Raw genomic sequence first — 26,483 nt, 5'->3', positions numbered from 1 at the left:
TCTTGTATTAAATTACGTATATCATAAATTAATCCAAAATGCCTATAGTTGATCGAAAAATAATTAATTTACTTTTCTCGTAACCGCGCATATAAGCAGAAAATTCAACAAATAACAATAATTATGTTATATGTAATTAAATTATGTATTGCGTAATTAATTATTTTCAGTATGATAGAAATCATAACGTTCACTCCTCTTGCGAGATCAAGCTGAAAGAAACTTATAATATTTTCAATATATCTATATATTTCAAACAATTGATCAATAAAGTGAGAAGCTTAAAGGTAAACCCTGAAAAAATTAAGACAAGGAAAGCAAAATCATGACACAGCATTTAACTTCTTTTCTTGAGATTGACCCTCAATCAGATTTCACAATGCATAATTTGCCGTATGGCATTTTTAGTGAAATAGCTCAAGCTAATAAACGCGTCGGTGTTGCCATTGGAGACTGGGTGATTGATCTTGCGGTATTAGAAACACACGGCTTGTTGCAACTGGATGGAAATCAAAACTATTTCAATCAGCCGACATTGAATACATTTATTGAGTCTGGGAAACAAAACTGGCAAAAAGTGCGTCAAACCCTGCAGAACTTATTGTCTATAGACAACCCAACACTACGTGATAATGCCGAACTACGTAAACTGGTATTATTGCAACAAAATACGGTAACTTTACACTTACCCATTCATGTACCTGGCTATACCGATTTCTATTCATCTAAAGAACATGCCACCAATGTCGGTACCATGTTTAGAGATCCTAAAAATGCCCTTCTGCCTAACTGGAGCGAACTTCCAGTTGGATACAATGGACGAGCGAGCTCAGTCATCGTTAGTGGTACAGATATTGTTCGTCCATCAGGACAAATCAAACTACCAAATAGCGAACGTCCAATTTTCTCAGCAACACGCAAACTCGATTTTGAATTGGAAACTGCATTTATCGTGGGCAAAGCGACTAAGCTTGGTCAGCCTATCTCGATAGAAGATGCATCAGATCATATTTTTGGTATGGTTTTACTCAATGACTGGTCAGCACGTGATATCCAACAGTGGGAATACGTACCGTTAGGACCATTCAATGCCAAAACTTTTGCTAGTGCTATTTCTCCATGGGTGGTAACGATGGAAGCACTGGAACTATTCAAAGTCAAAGGTCCGACGCAGCAACCACAACCACTCCGTTATTTACAAGAAAATATCGCCAATAGCTACGACATTCATCTCAGTGTCGAAGTACAAACGCCACAATCGCAAAAATCAGAAGTGATCTGCCAAACCAATTTTAAATATATGTATTGGTCGATGGCACAACAACTGACACATCACACCATCGCAGGTTGTAATGTGCAAGTTGGTGATCTGATGGGCTCAGGTACCATTTCAGGACCAACCGAAGACTCGTACGGTAGCTTACTTGAATTAACGTGGAATACTACCAAACCATTAACCCTTTCAAATGGTGAAACACGTGGTTTCTTAGAAGACGGCGACCGTGTTGTGATGAAAGGTTATTGTGAGAAAGATGGGATTCGGGTCGGTTTTGGTCAAGTCGAAAATACCATCCTTGCAGCACATAAGTTTGAATTTAATCGAACTGAGGAAGAGAGCTATGAAACTGTATAGCTATTTCCGTAGTTCCGCTGCATATCGCGTACGGATTGCGTTGAATATAAAACAGCTTGCCTATGAAACTCAGCCGATTCATTTAGTAAAAAATGAACAGCAGCAGGCAGATTATCAAGCACTGAATCCAAGCCAATTGGTACCGACGCTAGTTGATGCGGATCAGACCTTGTTGCAATCCATCAGCATTTTGGAATATTTGGAAGAAGCTTATCCTGAGGTCGCTTTATTACCAAAGAATATTGCTGAACGAGCTAAAGTTCGAGCCTTTTCCCAAGCTATCGCCTGTGATATTCATCCGCTCAATAATTTAAGAGTGTTGAAGTATCTACAACAGGATCTTTCGCTAAGCGATCAGCAAAAAAGTAACTGGTATCAGCATTGGATGTTGCTCGGCTTTCAGAGTTTAGAAGCACAGCTTCAGGATTCAAATGGGCAGGTTTGCTTTGGTACACAAGCCACATTTGCTGACTGTTGTTTGATTCCTCAAGTCTATAACGCAAAACGATTCAAAATTGATTTAACTGCGTTTCCAAAGATTGAATCCATTTATCAACACTGTTTAACGCTTCCTGCATTCTTGCACGCAGCCCCAGAACAACAACCAGATTGGGAATAAAGATAAAAGGAGTTTTATGATGAGCTTTGCAATTAAAAAAATTCACCACGTCGCCTACCGTTGTCGAGATGCGAAAGAAACCGTGGAATGGTATAAAACCATGCTGAATATGGACTTCATTTTAGCTTTTGCAGAAGATCACGTCCCTTCGACTAAAGCCTTTGATCCTTATATGCATTTATTCCTCGATGCAGGTCAAGGCAATGTCTTGGCATTTTTTGAACTGCCAACGCAGCCTGAAATGGGCCGCGATGAGAATACACCACAGTGGGTGCAACATATCGCTTTTGAGGTTGAAGATCACGCCACCCTATTAGATGCAAAAGCACATCTTGAAGCCCATGATGTGAAAGTACTAGGTGTTACCAATCACGGTATTTTCCATTCAATTTATTTCTTTGATCCAAATGGTCATCGGCTAGAACTCACTTATAACGATATACATGCCGATGCCAAAATTGCGCGTATTACCGAAGAAATGAAGTCAGAAATGCTCGACGAGTGGAGCCGTACTAAACGCGCCCCGCACCATACCCATTTCTTACATGAAGATGAGTTAGGTGCTTAGATATGCGCTATGCAAATGTGATGCAGAAAGATAATGCCAGTAAAAAGGCACGTTTTCAGCATAGACGCATAGCATAAACAATGTGGGGATCGGCATTGAAGATATATTGACTTCAATGCCGATTTTTTATTGCCTGAACATAGGTAAATTGCTAAATGAGAGGCATATTTTGCTGTGATACAAACGAAATGCAATTCCATGCGAAAACAAATGTATGCTTATACGATTCACCTATTTAAGTCATTTAAAAAGATGATTTCTATTTTGCGGGATGCTCAGGCATTATGTGCAGAACTCGTAAAATCGAATACCAAGATCAAACCAATACTGCTAGATGAAATGTAGATGAAGGGTTATTGAATGATTGAAGAAAAGTTATCTGGTGGGGTTCAATCACTTGAGGTGGGATTATCCGTTCTCAATGCCCTTTTGGAACACAATAAGCCGATTATTTTAAAAGAGCTGTCCAGCCAACTTGATATGCATCCAGCCAAAGTACATCGCTATTTGGTCAGCCTGATTCGTATGAATTACGCGAAACAACTGGAAGGTGGTCAATATGCCTTGGGCGATCAAGCTTGGCGTTTGGGGCTTAACTGTATTCAACATACTGATGTCTTACAACTGGTTCAGCATCTAATCTACGATCTACAAAGTAAAATTGGCTGCGGTATTCAGATCAGTAAATGGTCACCTAAAGGTCCGTTAGTCGTACAATCGATTGAATCAAACCACCCGATTTCAATTGTGACCAAAGTCGGCTCAACCATGCCTTTGGTCAACTCTGCGGCAGGTCGTATTTTTGCATCTTATTTGCCTGAAGCTGTGATTCAGCCGTTGATGTATACCGAATGGGAAAAAGCGGCACAAAACCACTATCCAATTAAACCATCAAACTGGGATGAATTCTTAGCACTCAAAGAAACTACGCTACAGCATGGCATGGCGATCGCACAAGGTGATCTGCTGGTGGGCATTAATGCGGTTGGTTTACCAATATTTAATGCGCAACATGCCATGGAGTTTTGTATAGTTGCTTTGGACAGTGAGATGTTCCTACCTGTACATGCAGGCAGTGAAAAACTCGAATTATTCAAACGTGAAGTTGCAGCAATCAATCAGTACATTAAAACGCGTTAATTTTTAAATCATCTTTTCATCCTAAAAATCAAAAAAGCCAAGAATCGATTCTTGGCTTTTTAGTATGGATTTTTCGAGATATTTATTTGGCTTCTAATACACCACGACGAATCTGATCACGTTCAATCGATTCAAATAATGCTTTGAAGTTACCTTCACCAAAGCCATCATCATCTTTACGTTGAATGAACTCAAAGAAAACTGGCCCAAGCATATTTTCAGAGAAAATCTGCAATAACAGCTTCTTCTGACCATCCTTAGTATTGCCGTCTAATAAAATACCGCGCTTTTGTAATTCATCCGTCGGTTCACCATGTTCAGGCAAACGCTCTTTCAACATTTCATAATAAGTTTCTGGCGGTGGCGTCATGAACTTAAGCCCTAAGCCTTTCAACTTATCCCATGTCGAAATAAGATCATCGGTAATGAATGCAATATGTTGAATGCCTTCACCATTGAAATCTGCTAAGAACTCAGCAATTTGACCATTACCCTTGTCAGAATCTTCATTTAATGGAATACGAATCAAACCATCAGGTGCAGTTAAGGCTTTAGAGGTTAAACCTGTATATTCACCTTTGATATCAAAATAGCGAATTTCTTGGAAATTAAAGATTTTTTCGTAGAAATTAGCCCAGTAATCCATGCGTCCTTTATAGACATTATGGGTTAAATGATCAATTTCATTTAAACCAGCACCGCGTGGATTACGCTCAACATCATCAAAGAAAACGAAATCATTTTCATAAATATCACGATCTACGAGGAAAATCGGCATACCACCGATACCTTTAATCGCTGGGATATTCAGTTCCATTGGCCCTGATTGAGAATGCATCGGTTCTGCACCTAGCTCGACAGCATTCTTAAAGGCTTTTGCAGCATCACGGGTTCTAAAGCCCATTGCACATGCTGATGGACCATGCTCTTTAAAGAAAAATGAAGCATAAGATTCAGGTTGGTAATTCAAGATGATATTGATATTACCTTGGCGCCATAAATAAACTTTTTTAGACTTGTGTTTTGCGACTTTTGAAAAACCAATTGTTTCAAAGATTTGATCTAATCCATTTTCCGTCGAAACAAACTCAATAAAAGCAAATCCACATAGTTCTAATGGGTTATCTAAAATGTCCATCTAGTTTCCCTTATCCTTTTTGAGATAAATTCATCCGTTTTTAATACTAAACAGCATGATATCGATTTCTAAATGATGATTTAAACAATGGCTCTCATCGTTAACATCATCCAAAAGATCACAACATGTGTAAGCGTTAACAGAAAAGGCATACGGTGTTTTTATATATTGGTCAAAAGCATCCGTGTTAAAGCCTTTTCTTTTCCTTGAGTAAGCCAAATACAACGCTAAAAAAGCATGTCTAAGCATTGGCTACCAACTTAAAATTAATGCTACAAGAAAGATTAAATTTATGCAATACATAATTTAATTATGTTATGTGTAATTATTTCGATTTACACGGACTCAATTCTGCTTAATCAAACACCCTATATTGCGGGATCAGCGTGATTTAACGATAGATAGATTTATATCTAAATCCGACCTTGGTCTCAATACAATAAAAAATGAATATTCCACTAAATGAATAGCAAAATGTATAAATAACCTCGAAGCGCGTCAGCACGTTAAAAGTTCACTAAGCAATAAAAAGATGTGTAGTAATAACCATCTGAGAAGAATACAAAATTTGATGTATGTACATTGGAATTGATTTTAGCCGCTTTAAGAGAATCATTCTCAGACCTAACAATTCATTACTTGTAGTTATATCTGGTTCTTGGCATGGTTGCTTCATTGTTTAATGATAGGAATCTCTTGACTATGGCTAGTCCAGCACAAGCGATAAGACATAAACTACTCAACACTTTCTTTTCAAGACATTCTGTTTGGTTTCTTTGTATTTTTATCGCTTTAAGTATTACTTGGTTCAAAGCAACGTACACTCCACATACCATTTACTATTTTATTTCTGACACGCTGCTAAATGGGCTTTGGCTAGTAACAACGATACTCAGTCTGGTTGGTTTATACGATTTACTGCAAAAGAAACATGCCATATTAAGAAACTATCCAATTTTAGGTCATTTCCGTTTTATTTTTGAAGATGTACGTCCTGAAATCCGCCAATATTTTATTGAGTCAGATCAAGATGCGTTACCTTTTTCGCGGATGCAACGTAGCCTAGTCTATCAACGCGCCAAAAATGAAAATGCAGATAAACCATTTGGTTCAATCATCGATGTGTATGAACCGAACTATCGCTTCATCGTCCACTCTATCGCGCCATGCCCGCCTGCTGATCCTGCCTCTTTTCGTGTTCAGATCGGTAATGCCCAATGTCTGCAACCCTATAGTGCCTCGATTATGAATATCTCAGCAATGAGCTTTGGGAGTCTAAGTGCCAATGCCATTCGAGCATTGAATCAGGGCGCAAAAATGGGGCATTTTTATCATGATACTGGTGAAGGTAGCTTGAGCCCTTACCATTTAGAAAATGGCGGAGATATTGTTTGGCAAATTGCCAGTGGCTATTTTGGCTGTCGCACGCCTGATGGACTTTTTGATCCTGAGAAGTTTGCTTTACAAGCTAAAAATCCACAAATTAAAATGATTGAAGTCAAGCTTTCACAAGGTGCTAAACCGGGTCATGGTGGAATTTTGCCGAAACATAAAATCACTGAAGAAATCGCAAGTATTCGTGGTATCTCCAGAGATTATGACTGCGTTTCTCCCTCTAAACATCCGAGCTTTAGCACGCCAATTGAAATGATGCATTTCATTCAGCAATTAAGAGAGCTGTCTGGTGGAAAACCTGTTGGTTTCAAGCTATGTATTGGGCAGCCTTGGCAGTTTATGAGTATCGTGAAGGCTATGCTCGAAACAAAGATTGTGCCTGACTTTGTAGTGGTAGATGGTTCTGAAGGTGGTACAGGTGCTGCGCCGATTGAATTTAGTGATTACATCGGCACGCCATTAAGAGAAGGTTTGCGCTTCGTACACAACACCTTGACTGGTGCTGGTTTACGTAGCCAAGTGAAAATTGGCGCAAGTGGAAAGATCATCAGTGCATTTGATATCGCCAGCACTTTTGCTTTAGGTGCTGATTGGGTCAACTCCGCACGTGGATTTATGTTTGCTGTTGGCTGTATTCAAGCGCAAAGCTGTCATACCAACCAATGCCCTGTTGGTGTCGCTACACAAGACCCAGATCGCCAAAAAGCGATTGATGTGCCAAGTAAGTCCGAACGCGTGTTTAGTTTTCACAAAAACACCTTACATGCATTATCTGAAATGATAGCCGCCGCAGGTTTAAGTCATCCATCCGAGATCAAAGCCCATCATTTAGCACAGCGTATGAATGATCGAGAAATCAAAAACTATGCGCAAATTCATTTCTTTCTCAAAGAAAAGGAATTGCTACAGAGCGATTTAGATGATGACGAGAATTTCTACTATCGAATGTGGAAAATGGCAGATGCCACTAAGTTTTAATAAAAACTAAGCTAAATAGCAATCACCACTAATAATAGTGGTGATTTGGTTTGGCATGTAAGAATGCTGGAATGAGTCCTGTCAACGCCGCACGAATATCGGCACGCTCATTAATCAATTGATGTGAACCTTCTTCTAACATCAATAAAGTCTGCAATCTAAATTTACGCCGAATGTATTCAATGTTATAACGCCAATCCACAGTTTGATCGAGCGCTCCTTGTGCTAACCAAACAGGGATACGACAAGCGGGTCGCTGTTCCATTTCCAACATCCATTTCGACATTGCGAGTATCCAATCCATCCCCATCATACGAGGCTGTAAAGGATCTTTAAGTCGAATAAAACGAAGGAATTCAGGGTTATGATTATTACGTCGGAAATGTCGTGGCACTTGGCTTTTGATCCTGCGAATAATGCCTAGGCCGACAGAATTATGCCACCACGCTGTTTTCGCAGGTCGAATCAATGGTGATAACAACAACACTCGATCAACAATCGGATCTTCCCGACGCTCAGCGTACGCCAGCAAATGATGCATCCAAATCGCACCACCGGTACTTTGCCCTATTCCCAACCATGGTTTTGGTAATTGTTTCGCGTCACGAACCGCATCATAAACAGCATGTAATACCTGTTGGTAATGGTCAAAGTTTTGAATACTTGCCGCTGAACCATCACTTAAACCATGTCCCGGTAAATCGTAAGTAACAACACTAAAGCCTTGATCCAATATCTCTTTAATGATCGGCTGATAAATCCCACTGTGCTCTAAGTACCCATGCAACAAGCAAACAGTACCTTGTATCTTGGATTGTTTCGGTTGAAAGACTTGTACATGAACACGGAACAATGGCATTTCGACATAACCTTGCCACTGATCACACTCCAGCGAGTCCAATCCATACAACTTCTGGTAGGCAAGTAATGCTTTAGGTGCTTCAAAAGGTTGATTCAGATCTAAAGCTTCAAGGATTTGAGGCGTGGTTTCACGATTGGGAATAGGTAAATCAAGTTGTTTTAAAATTGTCGGATTTAAAAATGGAATATTGGACATTATGGTATCTCCCGACAATCACTTGAACCAAATAGCACATCACGAATCGTGGCAAGCATTTCATAATTTGCACGGCGACTATGATCATAGTTTTTTTCACTTGGGCGCCAGCGCGTTAAAGTTGTTGGCATCGGTGCAACGACAGGAACAGTCTCTATACCATTCAAAGCGAATAAACGTCGTGTACGAGGCATATGATACTCATCAGTAATCAAGATGACTTTGGGTGCGCCACCTTTCTTTTGCAATAAAAGCGAACTGAAGCGAGAGTTTTCACAGGTATTCATACTTCTATTTTCAAGTAGTTTCGCTTCAAGACCTCGCTCTTCTAGCCAAGCTTGCATATATGGCGCTTCTACACCACTGAGCACAATAGGCAAATCGTACTGCTTCTCAACTTGCAATGTTCGCTCTAAGCGCAAGCGTGTGTAATTATTTACCACAATGTCTTTGCCATTTGCACCAAGCGTCAACCCACCACCCAATACCACAATCGCATAAGGTTCAGTGCTGTTTTTAGCTTCAACAATGCCGTCTTTATTCTTTTCAAGTTCAAGTAAATCTTCTTTACTCGGCCCTTCTTGCTCCTCAACGATCGGCAACTCAATCGGATATGTTTCTAAAAAAACGACATACTTTTCCATTAACACCAAATTATCAGGTGTATTGAATTGTAAAAAATCAATAGGTGTACTCGCAGCAGCGACACGCTCTTGCGCTTGTTCTATTTGCTCATTGCTTAACGGAATAATTGGCTTTTTTTCCTGTTCGCTTTCTTTTTCTTGTTCATCAACAATAAGTTGTTGTAGCAATTTATACCGCGCCTGAATGAGCTTTAAGTCTTCAGAACTTTCTGGTTGAAAACGCTTTTCGATTAATTTGAGATATGCTTGTCGAGCGATCCACAAGTTGGAACCCGGTTCCAAGTTTTCATGTTCACTCAAAGCAGCGGATTTTTGGCTTTGAGCCGCAACTTCATTGACATCCACTGAAACAAAGTGATTTAACCCCTTCACCATCAGTTGAGAGTAAAATGGCGAATATAAAAAAAGTACAAAACAGCCCAATAGCACGAATAGTATTGTTATTACGCGTACTAAACTGACCATCCAATGTACTTTAGCCATAGATCTCCTCATGCATTATGGGCTTGGATTAAACCTTGTTCACTATATAACACAGGCTCAGGTTCCAATTGAATACTAAACTTTTGTTTTACATCACTTTGTACAGCATGGTAGGTATTTTTAACATCGGCTAAAGTCGCCTCAGCATAATTCACCAGTACCAATGCCTGCTTATGGAACATACCAACTGAACCCAATTGCTTGCCTTTCCAACCACTTTGATCAATCAACCAACCTGCTGCCACTTTAACATTGCTATTTGCTTGTGGATAATGAGGAATGTTTGGAAATTGTTGAGCAATTTTGTCAAATTCAGTTTGTGAAAGAATGGGATTTTTAAAAAAACTTCCCACGTTTGGAAATGCTTTCGGATCGGGCAATTTACTTTGACGAATATGAATCACCTGATTTTGCAGATTTTCCGCCGTCAACTGATCTGCTACCGCTTGTTTGAGATCACCATAATTTAGCTTTAAATCAGCATGCTTCAATAATTTAAAAGTAACACTGACAATAATGTAGCGATTCGGTTGATCTTTGAAAATACTATGCCGATAAGCAAAATGACAATCTTGGGCTAAAATTGAATCGAACTGCTTTAATTTACGATCATAGACTTGTACAGATTCAATAAATTCACCGACCTCAACACCATAAGCACCAATATTTTGTACAGGTGAAGCGCCCACTAAACCCGGAATCAAAGCTAAATTTTGTAAACCAAACCAGTTTTGCTGTGTACTATATAAAACAAAATCATGCCACACCTGACCTGCGCCAACCTTCACAGTCACTGTATTTTCATCTTCAGCAAGCAGATCAATGCCTTGAATATTGAGGTGCACTACCAACGCTTGAAGTTGCTGCGGCAACAATAAATTACTGCCACCCGATAAAACCAAAACATTTAAACCTTGTTGTTCAGAGAACGCTAACGCCTCTATAACATCATGCGGCTGATGAATTTGAACATAGTGTGAAGCGATCGCATTCAGGTTTAAGGTATTTAAATGTTTAAGCTGAACTTGCTGTTGTACATTCATGTCGAATGAGATCCTATTACCCTGCTTTGATTTGCTGTTTAAAAATATTCACCCATGCTTGACTACTCGACTCACATTGATCAAGCACTCGATCAAAGCCATCCGCCCCACCATAATACGGGTCAGGAACGGCTTGTTGAGTAAATAACGGATCGTGTTCACTCATCAATGCTATTTTTGCACGGGTTTGATCAGCCCCAAATTGGCGAACGGCTTTAGCCAAGAGTGATTGAATATCTCCAAAGTTTTCATGATCCATTGCTAAAATAAGATCAAACTCAATGAAATCTTCTAATCGCAATTGTCTTGCTCTTTGCGTAGAGAGATCATAGCCGCGCAGCTTGGCGTGATGCTGACTCCGTGTATCTGGTGCTTTGTTCGGATGGTAGTTACTTGTTCCAGCTGAATCGACCAATACGTCTAAAGCATGCACATCACAATAATGTCTGAGAATCGCTTCTGCTGTGGGTGAGCGACAAATATTTCCCAAACAGACACATAACACCTTATAGGGCATTTTGGATGGCATAATCACCTCAACGCTACACTTTTTGACAGCGTCTTATGTTAATTTATTTGAGCAATGAAACCTATAGTCACTTGATATAAAAATGTTGTATTTATTAGGGTTTATTAACATTTCATCTATGATTATGAGAGAGAATATTTTAGCTTAGCGCGTAATTGATTTATAAAATGCAAATAAAGTTCAAGTATAAGGATGTATCTATGAATCCATTTCAATTTCAAACCGTTCCGAACATTATTGCGGGACTAGGTTCGATACAAGAACTTAAACAGGTTTTAGCACAACACCATTATCACAAAGCGCTTTTAGTGACAGATGCGGGCATGATCCAACATCAGCTGCATCAGCCGATTATACAAATATTCAATCAAATCTCCCTCGACCATATTATTTACTCCGATATTCAAGCTGATCCACCAGAACATATCGTATTAGAAGCAGTTGATTTTGCGAAAAAAGAAAAAATTGATGTGATTATCGGTTTTGGTGGCGGCAGTTCAATGGATGTCGCTAAAATCATTGCTTTACTCGCACATCCAGAGCAACAGCAGCACCTCAGTGAAATCTATGGTGTAAATCAAGCCAAAGCCCCTCGTTTGCCGCTTATTTTAGTTCCAACGACTGCTGGAACAGGCTCGGAAGTGACACCGATTTCAATCGTCACAACAGGTGCGACAACCAAAATGGGTGTTGTATCTCCTATTTTATATGCTGATGTTGCCATTTTAGATGCCACATTTACAGAAGGACTGCCTGCGCACATCACAGCAGCAACGGGTATCGATGCGATGGTACATGCCATTGAAGCCTATACCTCAAATATCAAAAAAAACTTTTATGCCGATATATTGGCGAAGAATGCACTTCAATTACTCAATCAAAATTTAGCCAAAGTGCTCAAAAATGGCGCTGATTTAGATGCTCGTCAAAATATGCTGATCGGCTCAATGTTGGCAGGTCAAGCTTTTGCGAATGCACCTGTCGGCGCTGTGCATGCTCTTGCTTATCCTCTGGGTGGACATTTCCATCTTTCACATGGACATACCAATGCTTTGGTGCTTGTTGAAGTATTGAAGTTCAATGTGCCAAAAGCCAAACATTATTACGCCGAGCTCATGCAGCTGCTCGACCCACGAAGTACAGGCTGTACGGATGGATTATGTGATCTTTTCATTGATCACATGCAAAATCATTTAGATCAAAGTGGTCTAACGCTTAAATTAAAAGACTTGGATATTGCAGAAGCAAAATTGCCACAACTGGCGAAGGATGCCATGCTTCAAACGCGATTATTGCAAAATAATCCACGAGCAATGACCGAACAAGATGCTTTACAGATTTATCAGGCGATTTATGCATGAGTAAACCGATTTTAAAAAACCGTGACCAATTCAAATTCTTTTTGGATATACAAACCCGCTGGGCAGACAACGATATTTATGGTCATGTGAATAACGTGACCTACTACAGCTACTTTGATACCGCAGCCAATTCATTGTTGATTCAAAAAACAGGCTTCGATATTCACAACAGTGAAATTATTGGATTGGTGGTTGATTCAGCCTGTAGTTTTTTACAGGAACTGTCATTTCCAGAAATCATTGAAGTGGGTGTAGCAATTGGAAAAATTGGCAACTCATCGTTACGTTATGAACTGGCGATTTTTAAGCAAGGTCAACCACAAGCCGCCGCACAGGGGCATTTTGTTCATGTCTTTGTAGATCGTATGAATCGAAAGAGTACGGCAATTCCTGAAAATATGCGCGATGTGCTTACTGAATATTTACTAACAGACTAAAGCGTTGCTTTAAGTTTAGTTCCGCCACTCGAGTCTTGCTCTCGGACAAAGCGTTGCTTTGTCCTCGCTCAGGACTTCAATTGAATATTGTGTAGTTCTGCATCAAAAGTCTCAATCAAGCTTTTGATGGTTGGTTCTTGTTGCAATAATTCCACAGCTCGGTTGAAAGCTTTTTCTTTACGCTGGTTTTGTATCGCCAATGGCGTATTAGAATGCACTTCACCATACTGCACATCGAACTGGGTATTTGGCCATTGCGAGTTGAGTGCATCCTCTAAACCATGTTGTAACTGCGATAGCATTCCCTCGTATTCTTGAGGGATATGAAAAGTTGACACACCATTAATTTGCCCTTGCATGACTCCATGCTGGGCTAACTCCTGAACGGCTGGAGAAAGTTGACTGGTTCTAAACCAATACTCCCACTTCTCCAAATTCCACTCACCTTCTAACACCTGTTCATGAAGTTTTAGAATGTCTTGTGGCATCAAATCCATTGCTTCAACAGCAGTTTGTTGAATATCAGTCGAAATCTCGACAGGCTGTGCCGTCATTTGCTCGACCGCAACAACGTCTTCAAATAACTCAGGCTCGACCTGTAAACGATTCTGTTCAATCTCTTGATGTACAATTTGATCTGTCTGCGCTTTTGGCTCTACAGGAAAAATAAGCACATCATCAAATGCTGCAATATCAGACTGGTGATTTTGTTGATCGGAGACACTGTCTATTCCGATAAGCTGCCCATCCGCTGCATCGAAAACCATGACCTCAGGATCTTCCTGCACGATTGGTTCAGGTTCAGGTTCAGATTCAGGTTCAGGTTCAGGTTCAGATTCAGGTTCAGGTTCAGGTTCAGGTTCAGGTTCAGGTTCAGGTTCAACGCTAACGACTTCTTGCTGAACGACAAGTTGCTCTTCGACTACAGTTCCTTGTTGTAACTGCTGAGTATCTAATGGGATTTTTTCAGCCGAAGCCACAGTTTTTGGGGATGTCTCAACATGATGTGGGTTTGTCTCAACAACAGTGATCTCACCCACAGATAAAGGTCTAAATGCGAGCAAGCGTAATACGCACATTTCAAAGCCTTGCTCTTGCGTTACCGCCAGTTGCAGCTCAGCACGCCCTTTACATGCGATTTGATAATAAAGTTGCAAATCTTGAGCTGAAACCAATTTTGAGAGTTGCAGAATTTTTTGATTGATTTCTTCGCTGTATTTCAATGCAAGATCTGGCAAATACTGTAACAAAGCCAATTCATGCAATGTTGAAACCAACTGATCTAGGACCAAAGACACATCTAATGCTTGCTGTCTAAATTGCAAAAGTAACTGACTGACACGGGCTTGTTGGTTTTGATGAATCGCCAAAATCAAATCATAAATAATCGTACGGTCAATCAATCCAAGCATGTCTTTAACATCTTGGTGGTGAACAGCACCTTGACCATAGGCAATCGCTTGATCCGTTAAGGAAAGCGCATCACGCACAGAACCTTGTGCCGATTCAGCAATTTGCCAAATAGCATCTTGATCAGCATCGATATGTTCTTTATTCAAAATCTCAGTGAGATGCGTGGTAATTTCATCGACAGCCAATGGGCGCAAGGTGAACTGCAAACAACGAGAAATTACGGTAATCGGTAATTTCTGAGGATCAGTTGTCGCAAATAAAAACTTTACATGTTCAGGTGGTTCTTCCAATGTCTTTAACAACGCATTAAATGAATGCGTTGAAAGCATATGAACCTCATCGATCAGATAAACCTTAAACCGTCCTTGAGTGGGAGCATAAGGAACATTATCAAGAAGTTCACGTGTGTCCTCAACCTTGGTGCGTGATGCAGCATCGATTTCGATTAAATCAATAAAACGACCTTCATTGACAGCTTTACACGTTGCACAAACTTCGCATGGCGTAGAGGTTACCCCAGTCTCACAATTTAAACACTTGGCTAAAATACGGGCAATCGTCGTCTTCCCGACCCCACGCGTCCCTGTAAACAAGTAAGCATGGTGCAAACGTCCACGTTCTAATGCGCTCGTTAAAGCACGAGAAACATGGTTTTGCCCCACTAACTCATTGAAATTACGTGGACGGTATTTTCTTGCCAGTACTTGATACATGTATGCTCCCTTTTTGCATCTTAAGCATACTGTTTTTTTGAAAGGACTGTAAACGAATCTGCTTCTAATTGATCAAGATTAAATACATTCCCGTATTATTTATTTCCATACCGATTACATCGCGCAACACTTGCGCCAATATTCAACTCCATAGACAATACGCAACAAATTTATATATTTTGGCTTCCTCCCTATGTCTCAACAATCTTTAACGGTTTTAGGCGGTATCACCGCAGAACAGTTTTTAACTGAATATTGGCAAAAAAAACCTTTGCTGGTACGAAACGCAATGCCTGAAATTGTCGGTCTATTAGAACCAGACGATGTGAAAGAACTTGCTTTAGAAGAAGATGTCACTGCTCGCCTGATTCGTCAAAAGAATAAAAATCCAAATGAATGGCATGTAAAGTCTTCTCCGCTCACCAAAGGTGATTTTCAAAAATTACCGAATCTATGGACATTATTAGTTCAAGCGGTTGATCATTATTCATTTGATATCGCTGAACTCTGGAAAAAATTTCCTTTTATTCCCCAATGGCGCCGTGATGACATCATGGTGTCTTATGCACCACAAGGTGGTTCAGTCGGCAAGCATTTTGATTTTTATGATGTTTTCTTGGTGCAAGGACATGGCCATCGCCGCTGGCAACTCGGTCAAATGTGTGATGAATCTACAGCATTTGTTCCAGATCAGCCTTTAAAACTATTAGCTGAAATGGATATTCATTTTGATGAAGTGCTTGCTCCAGGTGATTTACTTTATGTACCGCCAGGTCTTTCACATTACGGTGTCGCAGAAGATGATTGTTTAACCTTCTCTTTCGGTTTCCGTATGCCAAACCTCTCAGAGATGATTGATCAAGTCAGCGATAAATTTGCAGAAAACGAGATACTCAAAAAACCATTGCTTGATATTAAACGCCAACAGGCTGCTCAAGTGGGTGAAATTAACGATACTGAATTTTCATACTTAAAAACTCAACTACTTGACTATCTCACTCAAGCACCAGAGTTCGACGCTGCGATCATGTCTTATATGAGTGAATCAAACTATCCAAACAATATTCCAGAACCAGAGGAAATTGAAGCCAATGATTTGACAGAAATCATTGGTACAGGATTCCAGTTGATCCTTGAACCCGCATCGAGACTACTTTATAGACAACAAGGTGACTCTCTAGACTTTTGGGCAAATGGCGAAAACATCTGTGTTTCCAAGACCTTTGAAAATTACTTAAAGCAAGTCGCAGATGGTGAAAGCTTAATATTTGATGAACAGTTCAATCAAACTGAAATACTCGAAGATGTAGCTCAACTGCTAAATAATGCGATTGTGATGTTATTACCGCCAAACTAATCCTTTTATTGATACTTCCAAGATAATTAACTTCAATATGTGAAAATATATTAAATTAACCTTTTCACTACAGTCGGTTAATTATACTTGGAAATATCAAAGTGATTATTTTTATAACAATTACATTTTAATGATTGAATACCAATAAAAAATTTATAAACTACTTATTAATAATTTAAAAATATATCTTTCTTTTAAATAAATTTTTGACAAAAAACGGAGCCAAAACATGTTAAAAAAAACATTATTTTGTTCATTTATCGCTTCTTCATTATTTTTACAAACTGTTCAGGCCTGTACCAGAGCTGTGTATCTGGGCAATGACAATCATGTCATCACTGCTCGCTCTATGGACTGGAAAGTCGATGTCGGTAGCAATCTATGGATCATGCCCAGTGGTGTAAATCGAGATAGTAATGCAGGTCCAAAATCACTAAAATGGAAATCAAAATATGGCAGCGTAATCGCCTCTGGTTATGATGTTTCCACCACAGATGGAATGAACGAAGTTGGTCTTGTCGCGAATGTGCTCTGGTTAGTCGAGTCTCAATATCCAGACTCAAAAAAATCAAATAAACCGCACTTGAGTATTTCAGCATGGGCACAGTACGTACTCGATAATTATGCGACTGTTGCTGAAGCCGTTACAGCATTGGAAAAAGAACCTTTTATCATCATTACCGATAATGTACCCGGTGAACAACGCCTAACAACGCTCCACTTATCACTTTCTGATAAAACTGGTGATAGTGCAATCATTGAATACATCAATGGAAAACAGGTCATTCACCACAATAAAAAATATCAAGTGATGACGAATTCTCCAACCTTTGATCAGCAACTTGCTCTCAATACTTATTGGCAACAAATTGGTGGAACAGTGATGCTACCCGGCACCAATAGAGCCGCAGATCGCTTTGCGCGCGCCTCTTTTTACATCAATGCCATTCCTAAAAACAATAACCCGAAAGAAGCGATCGCTTCAGTATTTAGTGTTATTCGCAATGCATCCGTACCATTTGGTTTAAATACAGCCGAAGAACCGAATATCTCCTCAACCCGCTGGAGAACAGTTGCAGATCACAAGCAACAACTTTATTTCTTTGAATCAGCTGTTTCCCCGAATGTTTTTTGGATTGATTTAAAGAAAATCAATTTTAAAGATGGTGTTACACGTAAACTTGATCTTGGAAGTGATCAACAAAATACCTTTGCTGGTGACGCAACCAGTCAGTTCAAAATCGCAAAACCATTTGAATTTCTTGGTTCAGCATCACATTAATAACCGCCTAGACGTGGAATAAACAAGAGACCTTAAATATGAAAAAAGTACTGTGCTTACTTAGTATTGCTGTAATGACAAGTGGTTGTACAAGTTTGCAAAATTCGCAAACAACCACTACGGCTATTGATCATCTTGCTACTGCAGGCTCATTAAATTGTAAGAGCAATGAAATTTGCCCGAATGTGGTCGTTGAATGGGATAAACAACAAAAAGATCAACTAAAAGTTGATGTTGCGTTGACAAGTACTTATCAATATTACGATATAACAGCTATGACTTTCTTGGTGGATGGGAAGTCATTTAACTACCGTCCTACTGAGAAAACTCAACAGAAATATATAAGTAAGCTTATTCCTAAGCACTCAGCCAATACCTTTGTTCTCCCAAGCTCGTTTCTTTATGAATTGAGAGGCGCGAAAAACGTTGAGCTATCCATTGAAACCGATAAAGGAATAATTCAACGCTCAGTATATACCCCAACGCAATCATCCACACTTTCCAAAAATTTCGCTCGACTCATTGCAAGTCTGCCGAAACAGCAACCCCAATAAGCTCAGATAAAGATGATGGATCAGTTATTATCTATTGATAACTGACCATTTCATCAATCAACCTCTGGTTATGAAAATGATTATCATTTTTAATTAAATATTGTTTCTTCGCTATAATACCAAACAATAGAATCATTCGAAGCGTACTCATTTCAGCGCAATTTTCTAGCTATTAATAACCACACTTTTTATAACCAAGTTTTATTCACATTATTAAATTCGTACTGCTCGTTTTAACTGATCACATGAGTGACTCATTTAAAAATCAATTAAATAAATAGTGTTATTTACCCCTATGATAATTTTTGAATAGCATGTAAAATATCCGCCAAAATTGCATAATGAAATGCAAAAAAATGCTCTTGATGGGGAGCGAACCCGAGGCGTTATATGTCAAAAAAAGAAGATATTATTAGCACAGCATTAAGACTATTTAACTCGCATAGCTACAACTCGGTTGGGGTCGATCGAATTATCAGCGAGTCAAACGTTGCAAAAATGACTTTCTATAAATATTTTCCATCTAAGGAAAAGCTGATTCAAGAATGTCTCATCCAGCGCAACCAAAATCTCCAAGCTTCGCTAAACATCGCTTTAAGTAAAGGCGATCCAGCCGACCATATGGGGCAGCTCAAAACGATTTTTGAATGGTATGCTGCATGGTTCAATACCGAAGATTTTAACGGATGCATGTTTCAAAAAGCGCTTGAAGAAGTGATCAAGATCTACCCTTCAACCTTAGAACCTGCAACTCAATATAAAATTTGGTTAACTGCCTTAATTCAAGGTTTACTTGAAAATATAGGAATTCAAACACCAATCCACCTCGCAACGCTCATTGTCAGTATTTTAGACGGTATGACGATTCAAGCGCATGTGAATAAAAACTCTGTTGAAATGAACGAGTATTGGAAGCGTGTTGAACACTTGATTAACTTTGAACAAACACTTGCATAAATAATCTTATCCCTTTACTAGTAAAGGGATAACTATATAAAGCAATGAAATAATTGAATAAAAAATAAAGCGTGATTTATAATTTTTTTTCTGGCTCACGCTTGCGTCTAAATTTAGTTAATAATAACTATTATTACCCTCTGGCGGTCATGTTTTCACAGTTCCGATCCTTTTTATGCAGACAGATTCTTCTGTCCTAATTCCAATTGTATACACTTTTACCTGAAGTACAATCAATTTTTAACTTTTTTTAATATTCATTAGTTATATTAATCACTTAATTTTATTGTGTAGTAAATTTAAAAAATCTTACTCCATAGACATGATTTTTTGGTTCTATTTTAGCTCAAACCCACCAAATGTTAATTAGTCGACATTTATTTAAAAAAAAGCTAAATCATTAACATAATTGCTTATGCTTATAATTTTTACTTATATATCTTGTCATTAAAAACCATTGTGATTATTCAGTTTTACAACAATTATTTCTATTACCCATCTTATACTTAGGTCGGTTTTCTGGTGACGAGTGAAGTATGCAAAAAAATCTTGAAATTGAAGCGATGAGAGCATCTGCGGGTAATGTTGTTAATGTACTCAAATCTCTAGCAAATACTGATCGGTTGATTATTTTGTGTCATTTAACTCAAAAAGAACTTAACGTCACACAAATTGCTGAACTCACAAACATTGTTCAACCCACCCTTTCACAACAATTGATGATGCTACGCAAAAGCAATGTTGTTTCTACACGCCGTGATGGCAAACAAATTTTTTATTCAATTCTTGATCCAAAGCTAAATATTATCTTGAATACCTTGTATGAGCATTATTGCCCTAAACCAGAACAATCATAGGAAGAACAAGCACTCGTTTCTTTAGCATTTTTTCTGCATAATATATACGAATTTATGCTTTAAAATGTTAGACATGAAAAAGTTAAATCAAGGCCTCTCTATACTATTCCCTGCGCGGAAATGGTTACGCAACTATCAGCTTCCCAGTTTCAGGTCTGATTTAACTGCCGCTTTAATTGTTTTGGCGATGCTTGTTCCCCAAGGCATGGCCTATGCCATGTTGGCGGGATTACCACCAGTCATGGGAATATACGCCAGTATATTGCCGATGATCATTTATGCATTTACTGGCAGTAGCTCCACACTGTCGATTGGTCCTGTTGCCATTATTTCCATGATGGTTTTCGCAGCGTTAAACCCACTCTTTGCAGTTGGTTCAGCAGCCTATATAGAAGCTGCATGTCTTTTGGCGGTCTTAGTGGGTGTGATATCACTCATTTTAGGTCTATTTCGTTTTGGTTTTTTGATTCAACTGATTAGCCATCCCGTTATTCAAAGCTTCATCATTGCATCTGCATTATTGATCGCACTGGGGCAATTCAAGTTTTTACTCGATATCCCCCTGCAAGCAAATAATATCCCTGAGTTCTTTGTCAGTCTATCTCAACACTTCGATAAGATAAGTCTTACAAATCTCGGTTTTGGAATTACAGCGATTGGCATACTTATTTTATTGCCCAAGTTTATTCAATCCCATTTTATAAATAAAATTATTCCCCTACTGCTTCTACTCTTATCAATCGTGTTTATTTCTGCCTTAGGAGGAGATCATTATGGTATTCAAACTGTCGGTGCGATTCCTACTGCTTTACCTAGTTTTCATTTTCCAACATGGAACTTAACTTTGGTTCAACAGCTACTCCCTAGTGCTTTTATGATTGCAATGATTAGTTTTATTGAGTCCTTGGCAATAGCCCAAGCAACTGCTTTGCAAAAGCGTGATGATTTAAACAGCAATCAAGAGTTGATCGCATTAGGTTTGGCAAATATTGCAGCAGGTATAAATTCAGGGTTTGCTGTTTCAGGCAGTTTATCTCGAACAGTTGTAAATGCGGATGCAGGTGCAAAAACGCCGATCTCTGGTGTGCTTTCTTCATTATTAATGATCCTCGTAAGCTTATATTTTACAGGTCTATTTGAAAATCTACCTTTAGCCGTTCTAGCTGCGACCATTTTTGTTTCAATATGGAAACTTGTCACACTGACTCCTTTTATTGATACATGGCGATATTCAAAAGCGGATGGTCTTGCGATGTGGGCAACGTTCTTGGGTGTGACCTGCATTGATATTTCGACTGGGCTTATTATTGGTATTGTTTTAACTTTTATCTTATTACTCTGGCGAATTAGCCGTCCACATATTGCAGTGATTGGTTTAATCGAAGGCACTCAGCACTTTAGAAATGTGTCACGATATGATGTCATTACGACACCAAACGTTGTGGCATTTCGTGTTGATGAGAATCTTAGTTTTTTAAATGCACATATTTTAAAAGGTCATGTGATTACTGAGCTTAGCCAAAATCCACAGATACAACATGTCGTGATCAATTGCTCAAGTATTAGTAATATTGACCTCAGTGCGCTAGAAATGTTGAAAGATCTAAATCAAGAATTATCACAATTACAGATCCAGCTTCACCTCTCAGAAGTAAAAGGACCAGTAATCGATAAGCTGTCTAAATCCGAGCTGGTAAAGGAGTTGAGTGGTCGAATATTTCTATCACACTACCAAGCAATACAAGCGCTTTCCACTCAACCACAAGCCGAAACAAAAATTTTATAGCTGTTTTTTCGCTCAAAAGGATATCGTATATTTCTATAAAATACTTTTAAAAAACATTACGTTATTTTTTACAGTATTTTTAAAGTAATGCGGTAGTAAAAAAAATTTTAATATTCACAGCGCTTAGGTATAGAATACGGCGCTTGTTTAACCTTAAATCGTGCATAGGTTTATAAGGCCTTCATATGTTTAATGTATTGTCTCGCTTAAGTTTAGTTAGCAAAATTATTATCGCTATTTTTTTAGGGATTGGCGTGGCATTGCTATTCCCTACTTTCACACCTTATCTAAGTTTATTAGGTGAGTTATTTATTAAGGCCTTGAAATCTGTTGCACCAATTTTAGTTTTTGTACTCGTACTTTCTTCAATTGCAAACTTTCAAGTAGGTCAGAATTCTAATTTAAGACCTGTCATGACCTTGTATGTACTCGGCATGCTGTTCGCTGCATTTAGTGCTGTCATTGCAAGCATCATGTTCCCTAGTCAGCTTTTTTTGAACATCGCAGCCCAGTCTGAATTACAAGCACCTGGTAATCTTGCTGAGATCTTAAAGAACTTACTGCTTAGCTTTATTGCCAACCCTGTACAAGCAATCAGTGATGCTAATTTTATTGGTATCTTGGCTTGGGCAATTGGTTTAGGTTTAGCACTGCGCCACAGTTCTGAATCAACAAAACAAGTATTAACCGATGTTTCCAATGCTGTGAATAAAATCATTCATATCGTGATTAGTTTTGCGCCAGTCGGTATTTTTGGCTTAGTTGCAGTGACCTTTGCTGAAGCTGGTTTTGCAACGTTGACAAGCTATGCACATTTATTGATGGTATTGATCGGCACAATGATTTTTGTTGCGCTGGTGATCAATCCAATTCTTGTTGCGATTACAATGCGCGCCAATCCCTATCCGCTCGTGTTTATATGTTTGAAAGAAAGTGGGATTACTGCCTTCTTTACTCGTAGTTCAGCTGCAAATATTCCTGTGAACTTAGACCTTGCACGACGTTTAGGTGTCAATGAAGCAACTGCAGGTGTTTCGATTCCACTTGGTGCTACAATAAACATGGCGGGTGCTGCCGTTACCGTGACGGTATTAACACTCGCTGCTGTAAATACGCTCGGTATTCAAGTCGATCTCAGCACAATGATTATTTTGTCTGTTGTTGCAGCAATATCTGCTTGTGGTGCATCTGGCGTAGCAGGTGGTTCATTATTGCTTATCCCCGTTGCTTGTAGCTTGTTTGGTATATCAACAGAAGTTGCTATGCAGGTTGTCGCAATTGGTATGATCATTAGTGTATTGCAAGATTCAACCGAGACAGCACTCAACTCATCAACAGATGTTTTATTCACTGCTGCTGTAGATTTCAGAGACCGTCTAGACTCATAGGTTTATATGCCACTTCAACGTTTACCAAATTGGATTCAACTGGGTGCTTTTTTATTGGCATTGAATGCAGGGATGGTGAACGTTTTGGGTTTATTCACTCTCCTGCACCAATCCGTTTCTCATATGACCGGTAATGTCAGCTTACTGGCGATGAATGTACTCGATTGGCAACCAGATCATCTGATTTACCTTGGCTTAGTGGTAATATGCTTTGTAGTTGGCTCATTTTATAGTGGCCTAATTCTTGGAAATGGCAATCTTGCGCTAGGGCGACATTATGGATTTCCACTGAGCTTAGTCGCCATTTTTCTGTTTTTAACGTGGTTGCTCATCCCCTATTTTCCTCGCTATGGCTTACTCTGGGCCTGCGTAGCGATGGGCGTACAAAATGCAATGGTCAGCCACTATAAAGGCGCGATTATTCGTACCACGCATTTATCTGGTGTATTAACCGATATTGGCCTAGCACTCGGCTACAAAGCACGTGGGCTAACAGTCGAAAGACGGCGTATTTTGCTACATTTACTCATCTTTACTGGATTTTTAGCAGGCGGACTCATTGCGAGTGTGCTGTATCCATATTTAAACTTACAAACCTTTCTTATCCCGACGGCTTTAAGCTTAGCGATGAGTATGGCATATTGGATTTATTATTTTCGTTCTTCATCAAACTTAAATTTGGATTGAATCATGGTTAAAAATGCATTGCAGGCTCAGTTATTAAAAGCGGGTTTGGTCGACAATAAAAAAGCGAAAAAATTAACCAAACAAGTGCAACATGAACAACGTACTGGGCAGAATGATGATGCAACATTCAAAGCGGATATAGATCGCGCAAAGCAAGAAAAATTAGCCAAAGACCAAGCACTCAATTCAGAGAAACAACGTATCTTGGAAGAAAAAGCCCTTAAAGCTTCAATTATCCAAATGATCAAACAACACAAAGTACAGCAAACTGATGGCGATATTGCTTATCAATTTATTGATGATAATAAAATTAAGAAAATCTACCTTGCTCAACAGGTCTATAACGCACTGGTTTCTGGCTCACTAGTCATTGCAAAAGATCAAGACAGTTATGCTTGTCTTCCTAAAGAATTAGCCGAGAAGATTGACCAGAAAATGCAAGGATTCATCTTAGTCAACAACAATACTGAAAATAACAATAGTCAGACTACAGATGAAGAAGATCCATACGCAGCCTATGTCATTCCTGATGATTTGATGTGGTAAATCATTTGACTCTGTAAAAACGCCTTACAGATCGTATATAAACTGTGATTAAAAATAACTAAAGCCCTATTACAGCTTACAATTCGCTATTAAAGAATTTTAAGGTGTTTGGGTTTTGGATTATTTAAATTTTATACGCGATATTAAAGCTGAATTAAGCCATTTTCCTTGGCTTGAAATGCTACTTGCCCTGATCGTTCTAATTTTATTCGCAGCACTGGCAAATTTCATTGCGAAAAGAATTATTGTTCGTGGTATACGCCATTTAATCACCAAGTTTAAATCTCCAAATCAAACAATATTTTCACAACATAGTGTGACTCGTCGTTTTGCCAATATCGTGCCTGCAATTGTGATTATGAATGGGATCTCCTCAGTCCCACATCTCCCAGAGAAAGTAATCAGCCTTGTGCAAATGGGTGCTCAGGCCTTTATTTTCCTCACTATCGCACTCTCGATCAGTGAAGCGCTCAACATCTTCAACCTCGTCTATCAGCGTAACCCTAAATCAAGAAATAAACCTATCAAAGGTTATTTGCAACTGGTTAAGTTGGTCTTGTTTGTGGTTTGTGGGCTATTAATTTTAGGTACTTTCCTTAAAAGAGATGTCTTCACTTTACTTGCTGGCTTCGGGGCAATGGCAGCAGTGTTAATGCTGGTGTTCCAAAACACAATTCTTTCTTTGGTCGCCAGTGTGCAAATTACATCTTACGATATGGTTCGTATCGGCGACTGGATTGAAATGCCGTCTTTAAATGCCGATGGTGACGTCATTGATATGTCATTACATACCGTGACTGTTCAGAACTTTGATAAAACCTTCACCACCATTCCAACCAATAAGCTAGTAACGGATACCTTTCGGAATTGGCGCGGAATGAGCAACTCAGGTTGCCGTCGTATGAAGCGCTCGCTTTTTCTTGATCAAAGTAGTGTTCATTTTATGAGTGATGAAGAACAGCAAAAACTCAAAGATTTTTTGCTTTTAGATCAATATCTTGATGCAAAGAAATCTGAAATTGAGGAGTTCAATAATCATTTAACCAATCATTCTCGATATAACCAGAGACGTTTAACCAACTTGGGAACGTTTCGGGCTTATGTTGAGTTTTACTTACGTCAACATCATGGGATTGCCCAAAATCAAACAATTTTGGTTCGCCAGCTACAACCAACAAGTGAGGGCCTACCTTTAGAGATTTATGCATTTACCAACACGATTGCATGGGCATCTTATGAGGCAATTCAATCTGATATTTTCGATCATCTAATTGCTATTATTCCTGAGTTTGGTTTAAGAATTTATCAAGCACCATCAGGACATGATTTACAAGCATTTAGACAACAAGCAAGCACTGAAAAGCTCACTTAAATCAATACGCATAAAAACTGCAATGGCTTGAAGTTCTCACCCGACCCAAATAAATGGACAGACACAGAACTCTCAAGCCATCGAGGTATAGATAAAAATTTTATAACGACAACTAGGTATAGCTATACTTAAGCCTATTTTCTCTAGTTATCTATTTTAAAAATGTTCAAATTTTATAAAATCATTTGGTCCACTTAAGTAGATTCAAATTAAATTCCGACGCCAACAAATATGCTGCCATCATCAAGGCTAGTGAAATAGTAATTAAAACGATATCAATAGATGGAGCACCACGAATAAGAAAAAATATACTTGCGATGAACAACAAACAAACACTTAAATTGCCGACTTTTTTTAACATTTAACATCCATATAATCGTGAAGCACATCACAATTATTGCTGTTTTGTAAGCATAGTTCTAGTATTATTATCGCTTTATTGTGACCGCTCATCATATCGCTGTACTAAAACTTTGCATCACCCCCTCCCATCATCTGGTTTTTCAAATAGATAGCCCTGTTCAAACTTAAAACAAGTAGCAAAGT

At 38.9% G+C, this 26,483-nt stretch carries 23 protein-coding genes; 17 read left to right on the top strand and 6 right to left on the bottom strand.

The window, feature by feature from the left end; genetic code table 11:
* Positions 1 to 325 precede the first annotated feature (325 nt).
* The 4 genes from fahA to F991_RS09580 all read left to right on the top strand — a co-directional run bounded on the left by fahA (position 326) and on the right by F991_RS09580 (position 3,960).
* On the top strand, positions 326 to 1,633 hold the full coding sequence (gene fahA / locus F991_RS09595; RefSeq protein ID WP_004670879.1) for a fumarylacetoacetase: 1,308 nt from the start codon (positions 326 to 328) through the stop codon (positions 1,631 to 1,633).
* Positions 1,620 to 2,252 carry a maleylacetoacetate isomerase gene (gene maiA / locus F991_RS09590; protein WP_004670877.1) on the top strand — a complete coding sequence of 211 codons (633 nt, stop codon included), beginning with the start codon at positions 1,620 to 1,622 and terminating at the stop codon, positions 2,250 to 2,252. Before fahA ends, maiA begins: the two co-directional genes overlap by 14 nt.
* Positions 2,253 to 2,271: 19 nt before the next feature.
* Positions 2,272 to 2,820 carry a VOC family protein gene (locus F991_RS09585; protein WP_004670876.1) on the top strand — a complete coding sequence of 183 codons (549 nt, stop codon included), beginning with the start codon at positions 2,272 to 2,274 and terminating at the stop codon, positions 2,818 to 2,820.
* A gap of 360 nt (positions 2,821 to 3,180) precedes the next feature.
* The gene (locus F991_RS09580) at positions 3,181 to 3,960 is read left to right on the top strand and encodes an IclR family transcriptional regulator (RefSeq protein ID WP_004670873.1); all 780 of its coding nucleotides are present in this window, start codon (positions 3,181 to 3,183) and stop codon (positions 3,958 to 3,960) included.
* 82 nt (positions 3,961 to 4,042) lie between these two features.
* Here the strand turns inward: F991_RS09580 and hppD are convergent, their stop codons facing one another.
* Positions 4,043 to 5,098 (bottom strand): 4-hydroxyphenylpyruvate dioxygenase, encoded by a 1,056-nt coding sequence (hppD, locus tag F991_RS09575; RefSeq protein ID WP_004670871.1) that lies wholly within the window; start codon positions 5,096 to 5,098, stop codon positions 4,043 to 4,045.
* A gap of 702 nt (positions 5,099 to 5,800) precedes the next feature.
* On the opposite strand from hppD, the gene F991_RS09570 reads away from it, so the two are divergent.
* Positions 5,801 to 7,471, top strand: coding sequence for an FMN-binding glutamate synthase family protein (locus F991_RS09570; protein WP_004670869.1), 1,671 nt, complete (start codon positions 5,801 to 5,803; stop codon positions 7,469 to 7,471).
* Between the two features lie 28 nt (positions 7,472 to 7,499).
* On the opposite strand, the gene F991_RS09565 is transcribed toward F991_RS09570, so the two are convergent.
* The 4 genes from F991_RS09565 to F991_RS09550 are packed head-to-tail and all read right to left on the bottom strand — an operon-like array spanning position 7,500 to position 11,227.
* The gene (locus F991_RS09565; protein WP_004670867.1) at positions 7,500 to 8,528 is read right to left on the bottom strand and encodes an alpha/beta hydrolase; all 1,029 of its coding nucleotides are present in this window, start codon (positions 8,526 to 8,528) and stop codon (positions 7,500 to 7,502) included.
* Positions 8,528 to 9,655 carry a YdcF family protein gene (locus F991_RS09560; protein WP_004670865.1) on the bottom strand — a complete coding sequence of 376 codons (1,128 nt, stop codon included), beginning with the start codon at positions 9,653 to 9,655 and terminating at the stop codon, positions 8,528 to 8,530. Before F991_RS09560 ends, F991_RS09565 begins: the two co-directional genes overlap by 1 nt.
* 8 nt (positions 9,656 to 9,663) lie before the next feature.
* Positions 9,664 to 10,710, bottom strand: coding sequence for a UDP-N-acetylmuramate dehydrogenase (murB, locus tag F991_RS09555; RefSeq protein ID WP_265588199.1), 1,047 nt, complete (start codon positions 10,708 to 10,710; stop codon positions 9,664 to 9,666).
* Positions 10,711 to 10,714: 4 nt separating this feature from the next.
* Positions 10,715 to 11,227 carry a low molecular weight protein-tyrosine-phosphatase gene (locus F991_RS09550; RefSeq protein ID WP_004670861.1) on the bottom strand — a complete coding sequence of 171 codons (513 nt, stop codon included), beginning with the start codon at positions 11,225 to 11,227 and terminating at the stop codon, positions 10,715 to 10,717.
* A gap of 200 nt (positions 11,228 to 11,427) precedes the next feature.
* Between F991_RS09550 and F991_RS09545 the strand changes: the two genes are divergently transcribed.
* Both F991_RS09545 and F991_RS09540 read left to right on the top strand, forming a co-directional pair.
* The gene (locus F991_RS09545; RefSeq protein WP_004670859.1) at positions 11,428 to 12,588 is read left to right on the top strand and encodes an iron-containing alcohol dehydrogenase; all 1,161 of its coding nucleotides are present in this window, start codon (positions 11,428 to 11,430) and stop codon (positions 12,586 to 12,588) included.
* A complete protein-coding gene (locus F991_RS09540) occupies positions 12,585 to 13,025 on the top strand; it encodes an acyl-CoA thioesterase (RefSeq protein ID WP_004670857.1) in 441 nt (146 codons plus the stop codon). Before F991_RS09545 ends, F991_RS09540 begins: the two co-directional genes overlap by 4 nt.
* Before the next feature lie 68 nt (positions 13,026 to 13,093).
* On the opposite strand, the gene dnaX is transcribed toward F991_RS09540, so the two are convergent.
* On the bottom strand, positions 13,094 to 15,151 hold the full coding sequence (gene dnaX / locus F991_RS09535) for a DNA polymerase III subunit gamma/tau (RefSeq protein WP_004670855.1): 2,058 nt from the start codon (positions 15,149 to 15,151) through the stop codon (positions 13,094 to 13,096).
* A 193-nt stretch (positions 15,152 to 15,344) separates the two neighbouring features.
* Between dnaX and F991_RS09530 the strand changes: the two genes are divergently transcribed.
* The 10 genes from F991_RS09530 to F991_RS09485 all read left to right on the top strand — a co-directional run bounded on the left by F991_RS09530 (position 15,345) and on the right by F991_RS09485 (position 25,937).
* Positions 15,345 to 16,508, top strand: a complete 1,164-nt coding sequence (locus tag F991_RS09530; RefSeq protein WP_004670853.1) for a ribosomal protein uL16 3-hydroxylase — start codon at positions 15,345 to 15,347, stop codon at positions 16,506 to 16,508.
* Between the two features lie 229 nt (positions 16,509 to 16,737).
* Positions 16,738 to 17,790 (top strand): linear amide C-N hydrolase, encoded by a 1,053-nt coding sequence (locus F991_RS09525; RefSeq protein ID WP_004670851.1) that lies wholly within the window; start codon positions 16,738 to 16,740, stop codon positions 17,788 to 17,790.
* A 38-nt stretch (positions 17,791 to 17,828) separates the two neighbouring features.
* Complete coding sequence (locus tag F991_RS09520) at positions 17,829 to 18,344, top strand: hypothetical protein (protein ID WP_004670849.1); 516 nt, start codon at positions 17,829 to 17,831, stop codon at positions 18,342 to 18,344.
* A gap of 390 nt (positions 18,345 to 18,734) precedes the next feature.
* Positions 18,735 to 19,301, top strand: coding sequence for a TetR/AcrR family transcriptional regulator (locus F991_RS09515; protein WP_004670845.1), 567 nt, complete (start codon positions 18,735 to 18,737; stop codon positions 19,299 to 19,301).
* 536 nt (positions 19,302 to 19,837) lie between these two features.
* Positions 19,838 to 20,158, top strand: coding sequence for an ArsR/SmtB family transcription factor (locus F991_RS09510; RefSeq protein ID WP_004670843.1), 321 nt, complete (start codon positions 19,838 to 19,840; stop codon positions 20,156 to 20,158).
* Positions 20,159 to 20,231: 73 nt separating this feature from the next.
* Positions 20,232 to 21,944 carry a SulP family inorganic anion transporter gene (locus F991_RS09505; protein WP_034595627.1) on the top strand — a complete coding sequence of 571 codons (1,713 nt, stop codon included), beginning with the start codon at positions 20,232 to 20,234 and terminating at the stop codon, positions 21,942 to 21,944.
* Between the two features lie 185 nt (positions 21,945 to 22,129).
* Positions 22,130 to 23,332, top strand: coding sequence for a serine/threonine transporter SstT (sstT, locus tag F991_RS09500; RefSeq protein WP_004670840.1), 1,203 nt, complete (start codon positions 22,130 to 22,132; stop codon positions 23,330 to 23,332).
* Between the two features lie 6 nt (positions 23,333 to 23,338).
* Positions 23,339 to 24,019: a YoaK family protein gene (locus F991_RS09495; RefSeq protein ID WP_004670837.1), complete on the top strand. Its 681-nt coding sequence runs from the start codon at positions 23,339 to 23,341 to the stop codon at positions 24,017 to 24,019.
* A gap of 3 nt (positions 24,020 to 24,022) precedes the next feature.
* The gene (locus F991_RS09490; RefSeq protein WP_004670835.1) at positions 24,023 to 24,565 is read left to right on the top strand and encodes a DUF2058 domain-containing protein; all 543 of its coding nucleotides are present in this window, start codon (positions 24,023 to 24,025) and stop codon (positions 24,563 to 24,565) included.
* Between the two features lie 115 nt (positions 24,566 to 24,680).
* Positions 24,681 to 25,937: a mechanosensitive ion channel family protein gene (locus F991_RS09485; RefSeq protein ID WP_004670833.1), complete on the top strand. Its 1,257-nt coding sequence runs from the start codon at positions 24,681 to 24,683 to the stop codon at positions 25,935 to 25,937.
* Positions 25,938 to 26,483: the final 546 nt, after the last annotated feature.

This window comes from Acinetobacter sp. CIP-A165 (assembly GCF_000367985.1).
Classification (GTDB): Bacteria; Pseudomonadota; Gammaproteobacteria; order Pseudomonadales; family Moraxellaceae; genus Acinetobacter.
The sequence above is the reverse complement of the archived record's forward strand: the minus strand, read 5'-3'. Positions and strand labels throughout refer to the sequence as shown.

Bases quoted from the DNA above. Each gene is read 5' to 3' on its own strand.
- fahA (WP_004670879.1), top strand. From the start codon at position 326: ATGACACAGCATTTAACTTCTTTTCTTGAGATTGACCCTCAATCAGAT.
- maiA (WP_004670877.1), top strand. From the start codon at position 1,620: ATGAAACTGTATAGCTATTTCCGTAGTTCCGCTGCATATCGCGTACGG.
- F991_RS09585 (WP_004670876.1), top strand. From the start codon at position 2,272: ATGAGCTTTGCAATTAAAAAAATTCACCACGTCGCCTACCGTTGTCGA.
- F991_RS09580 (WP_004670873.1), top strand. From the start codon at position 3,181: ATGATTGAAGAAAAGTTATCTGGTGGGGTTCAATCACTTGAGGTGGGA.
- hppD (WP_004670871.1), bottom strand. From the start codon at position 5,098: ATGGACATTTTAGATAACCCATTAGAACTATGTGGATTTGCTTTTATT.
- F991_RS09570 (WP_004670869.1), top strand. From the start codon at position 5,801: ATGGCTAGTCCAGCACAAGCGATAAGACATAAACTACTCAACACTTTC.
- F991_RS09565 (WP_004670867.1), bottom strand. From the start codon at position 8,528: ATGTCCAATATTCCATTTTTAAATCCGACAATTTTAAAACAACTTGAT.
- F991_RS09560 (WP_004670865.1), bottom strand. From the start codon at position 9,655: ATGGCTAAAGTACATTGGATGGTCAGTTTAGTACGCGTAATAACAATA.
- F991_RS09550 (WP_004670861.1), bottom strand. From the start codon at position 11,227: ATGCCATCCAAAATGCCCTATAAGGTGTTATGTGTCTGTTTGGGAAAT.
- F991_RS09545 (WP_004670859.1), top strand. From the start codon at position 11,428: ATGAATCCATTTCAATTTCAAACCGTTCCGAACATTATTGCGGGACTA.
- F991_RS09540 (WP_004670857.1), top strand. From the start codon at position 12,585: ATGAGTAAACCGATTTTAAAAAACCGTGACCAATTCAAATTCTTTTTG.
- dnaX (WP_004670855.1), bottom strand. From the start codon at position 15,151: ATGTATCAAGTACTGGCAAGAAAATACCGTCCACGTAATTTCAATGAG.
- F991_RS09530 (WP_004670853.1), top strand. From the start codon at position 15,345: ATGTCTCAACAATCTTTAACGGTTTTAGGCGGTATCACCGCAGAACAG.
- F991_RS09525 (WP_004670851.1), top strand. From the start codon at position 16,738: ATGTTAAAAAAAACATTATTTTGTTCATTTATCGCTTCTTCATTATTT.
- F991_RS09520 (WP_004670849.1), top strand. From the start codon at position 17,829: ATGAAAAAAGTACTGTGCTTACTTAGTATTGCTGTAATGACAAGTGGT.
- F991_RS09515 (WP_004670845.1), top strand. From the start codon at position 18,735: ATGTCAAAAAAAGAAGATATTATTAGCACAGCATTAAGACTATTTAAC.
- F991_RS09510 (WP_004670843.1), top strand. From the start codon at position 19,838: ATGCAAAAAAATCTTGAAATTGAAGCGATGAGAGCATCTGCGGGTAAT.
- F991_RS09505 (WP_034595627.1), top strand. From the start codon at position 20,232: ATGAAAAAGTTAAATCAAGGCCTCTCTATACTATTCCCTGCGCGGAAA.
- sstT (WP_004670840.1), top strand. From the start codon at position 22,130: ATGTTTAATGTATTGTCTCGCTTAAGTTTAGTTAGCAAAATTATTATC.
- F991_RS09495 (WP_004670837.1), top strand. From the start codon at position 23,339: ATGCCACTTCAACGTTTACCAAATTGGATTCAACTGGGTGCTTTTTTA.
- F991_RS09490 (WP_004670835.1), top strand. From the start codon at position 24,023: ATGGTTAAAAATGCATTGCAGGCTCAGTTATTAAAAGCGGGTTTGGTC.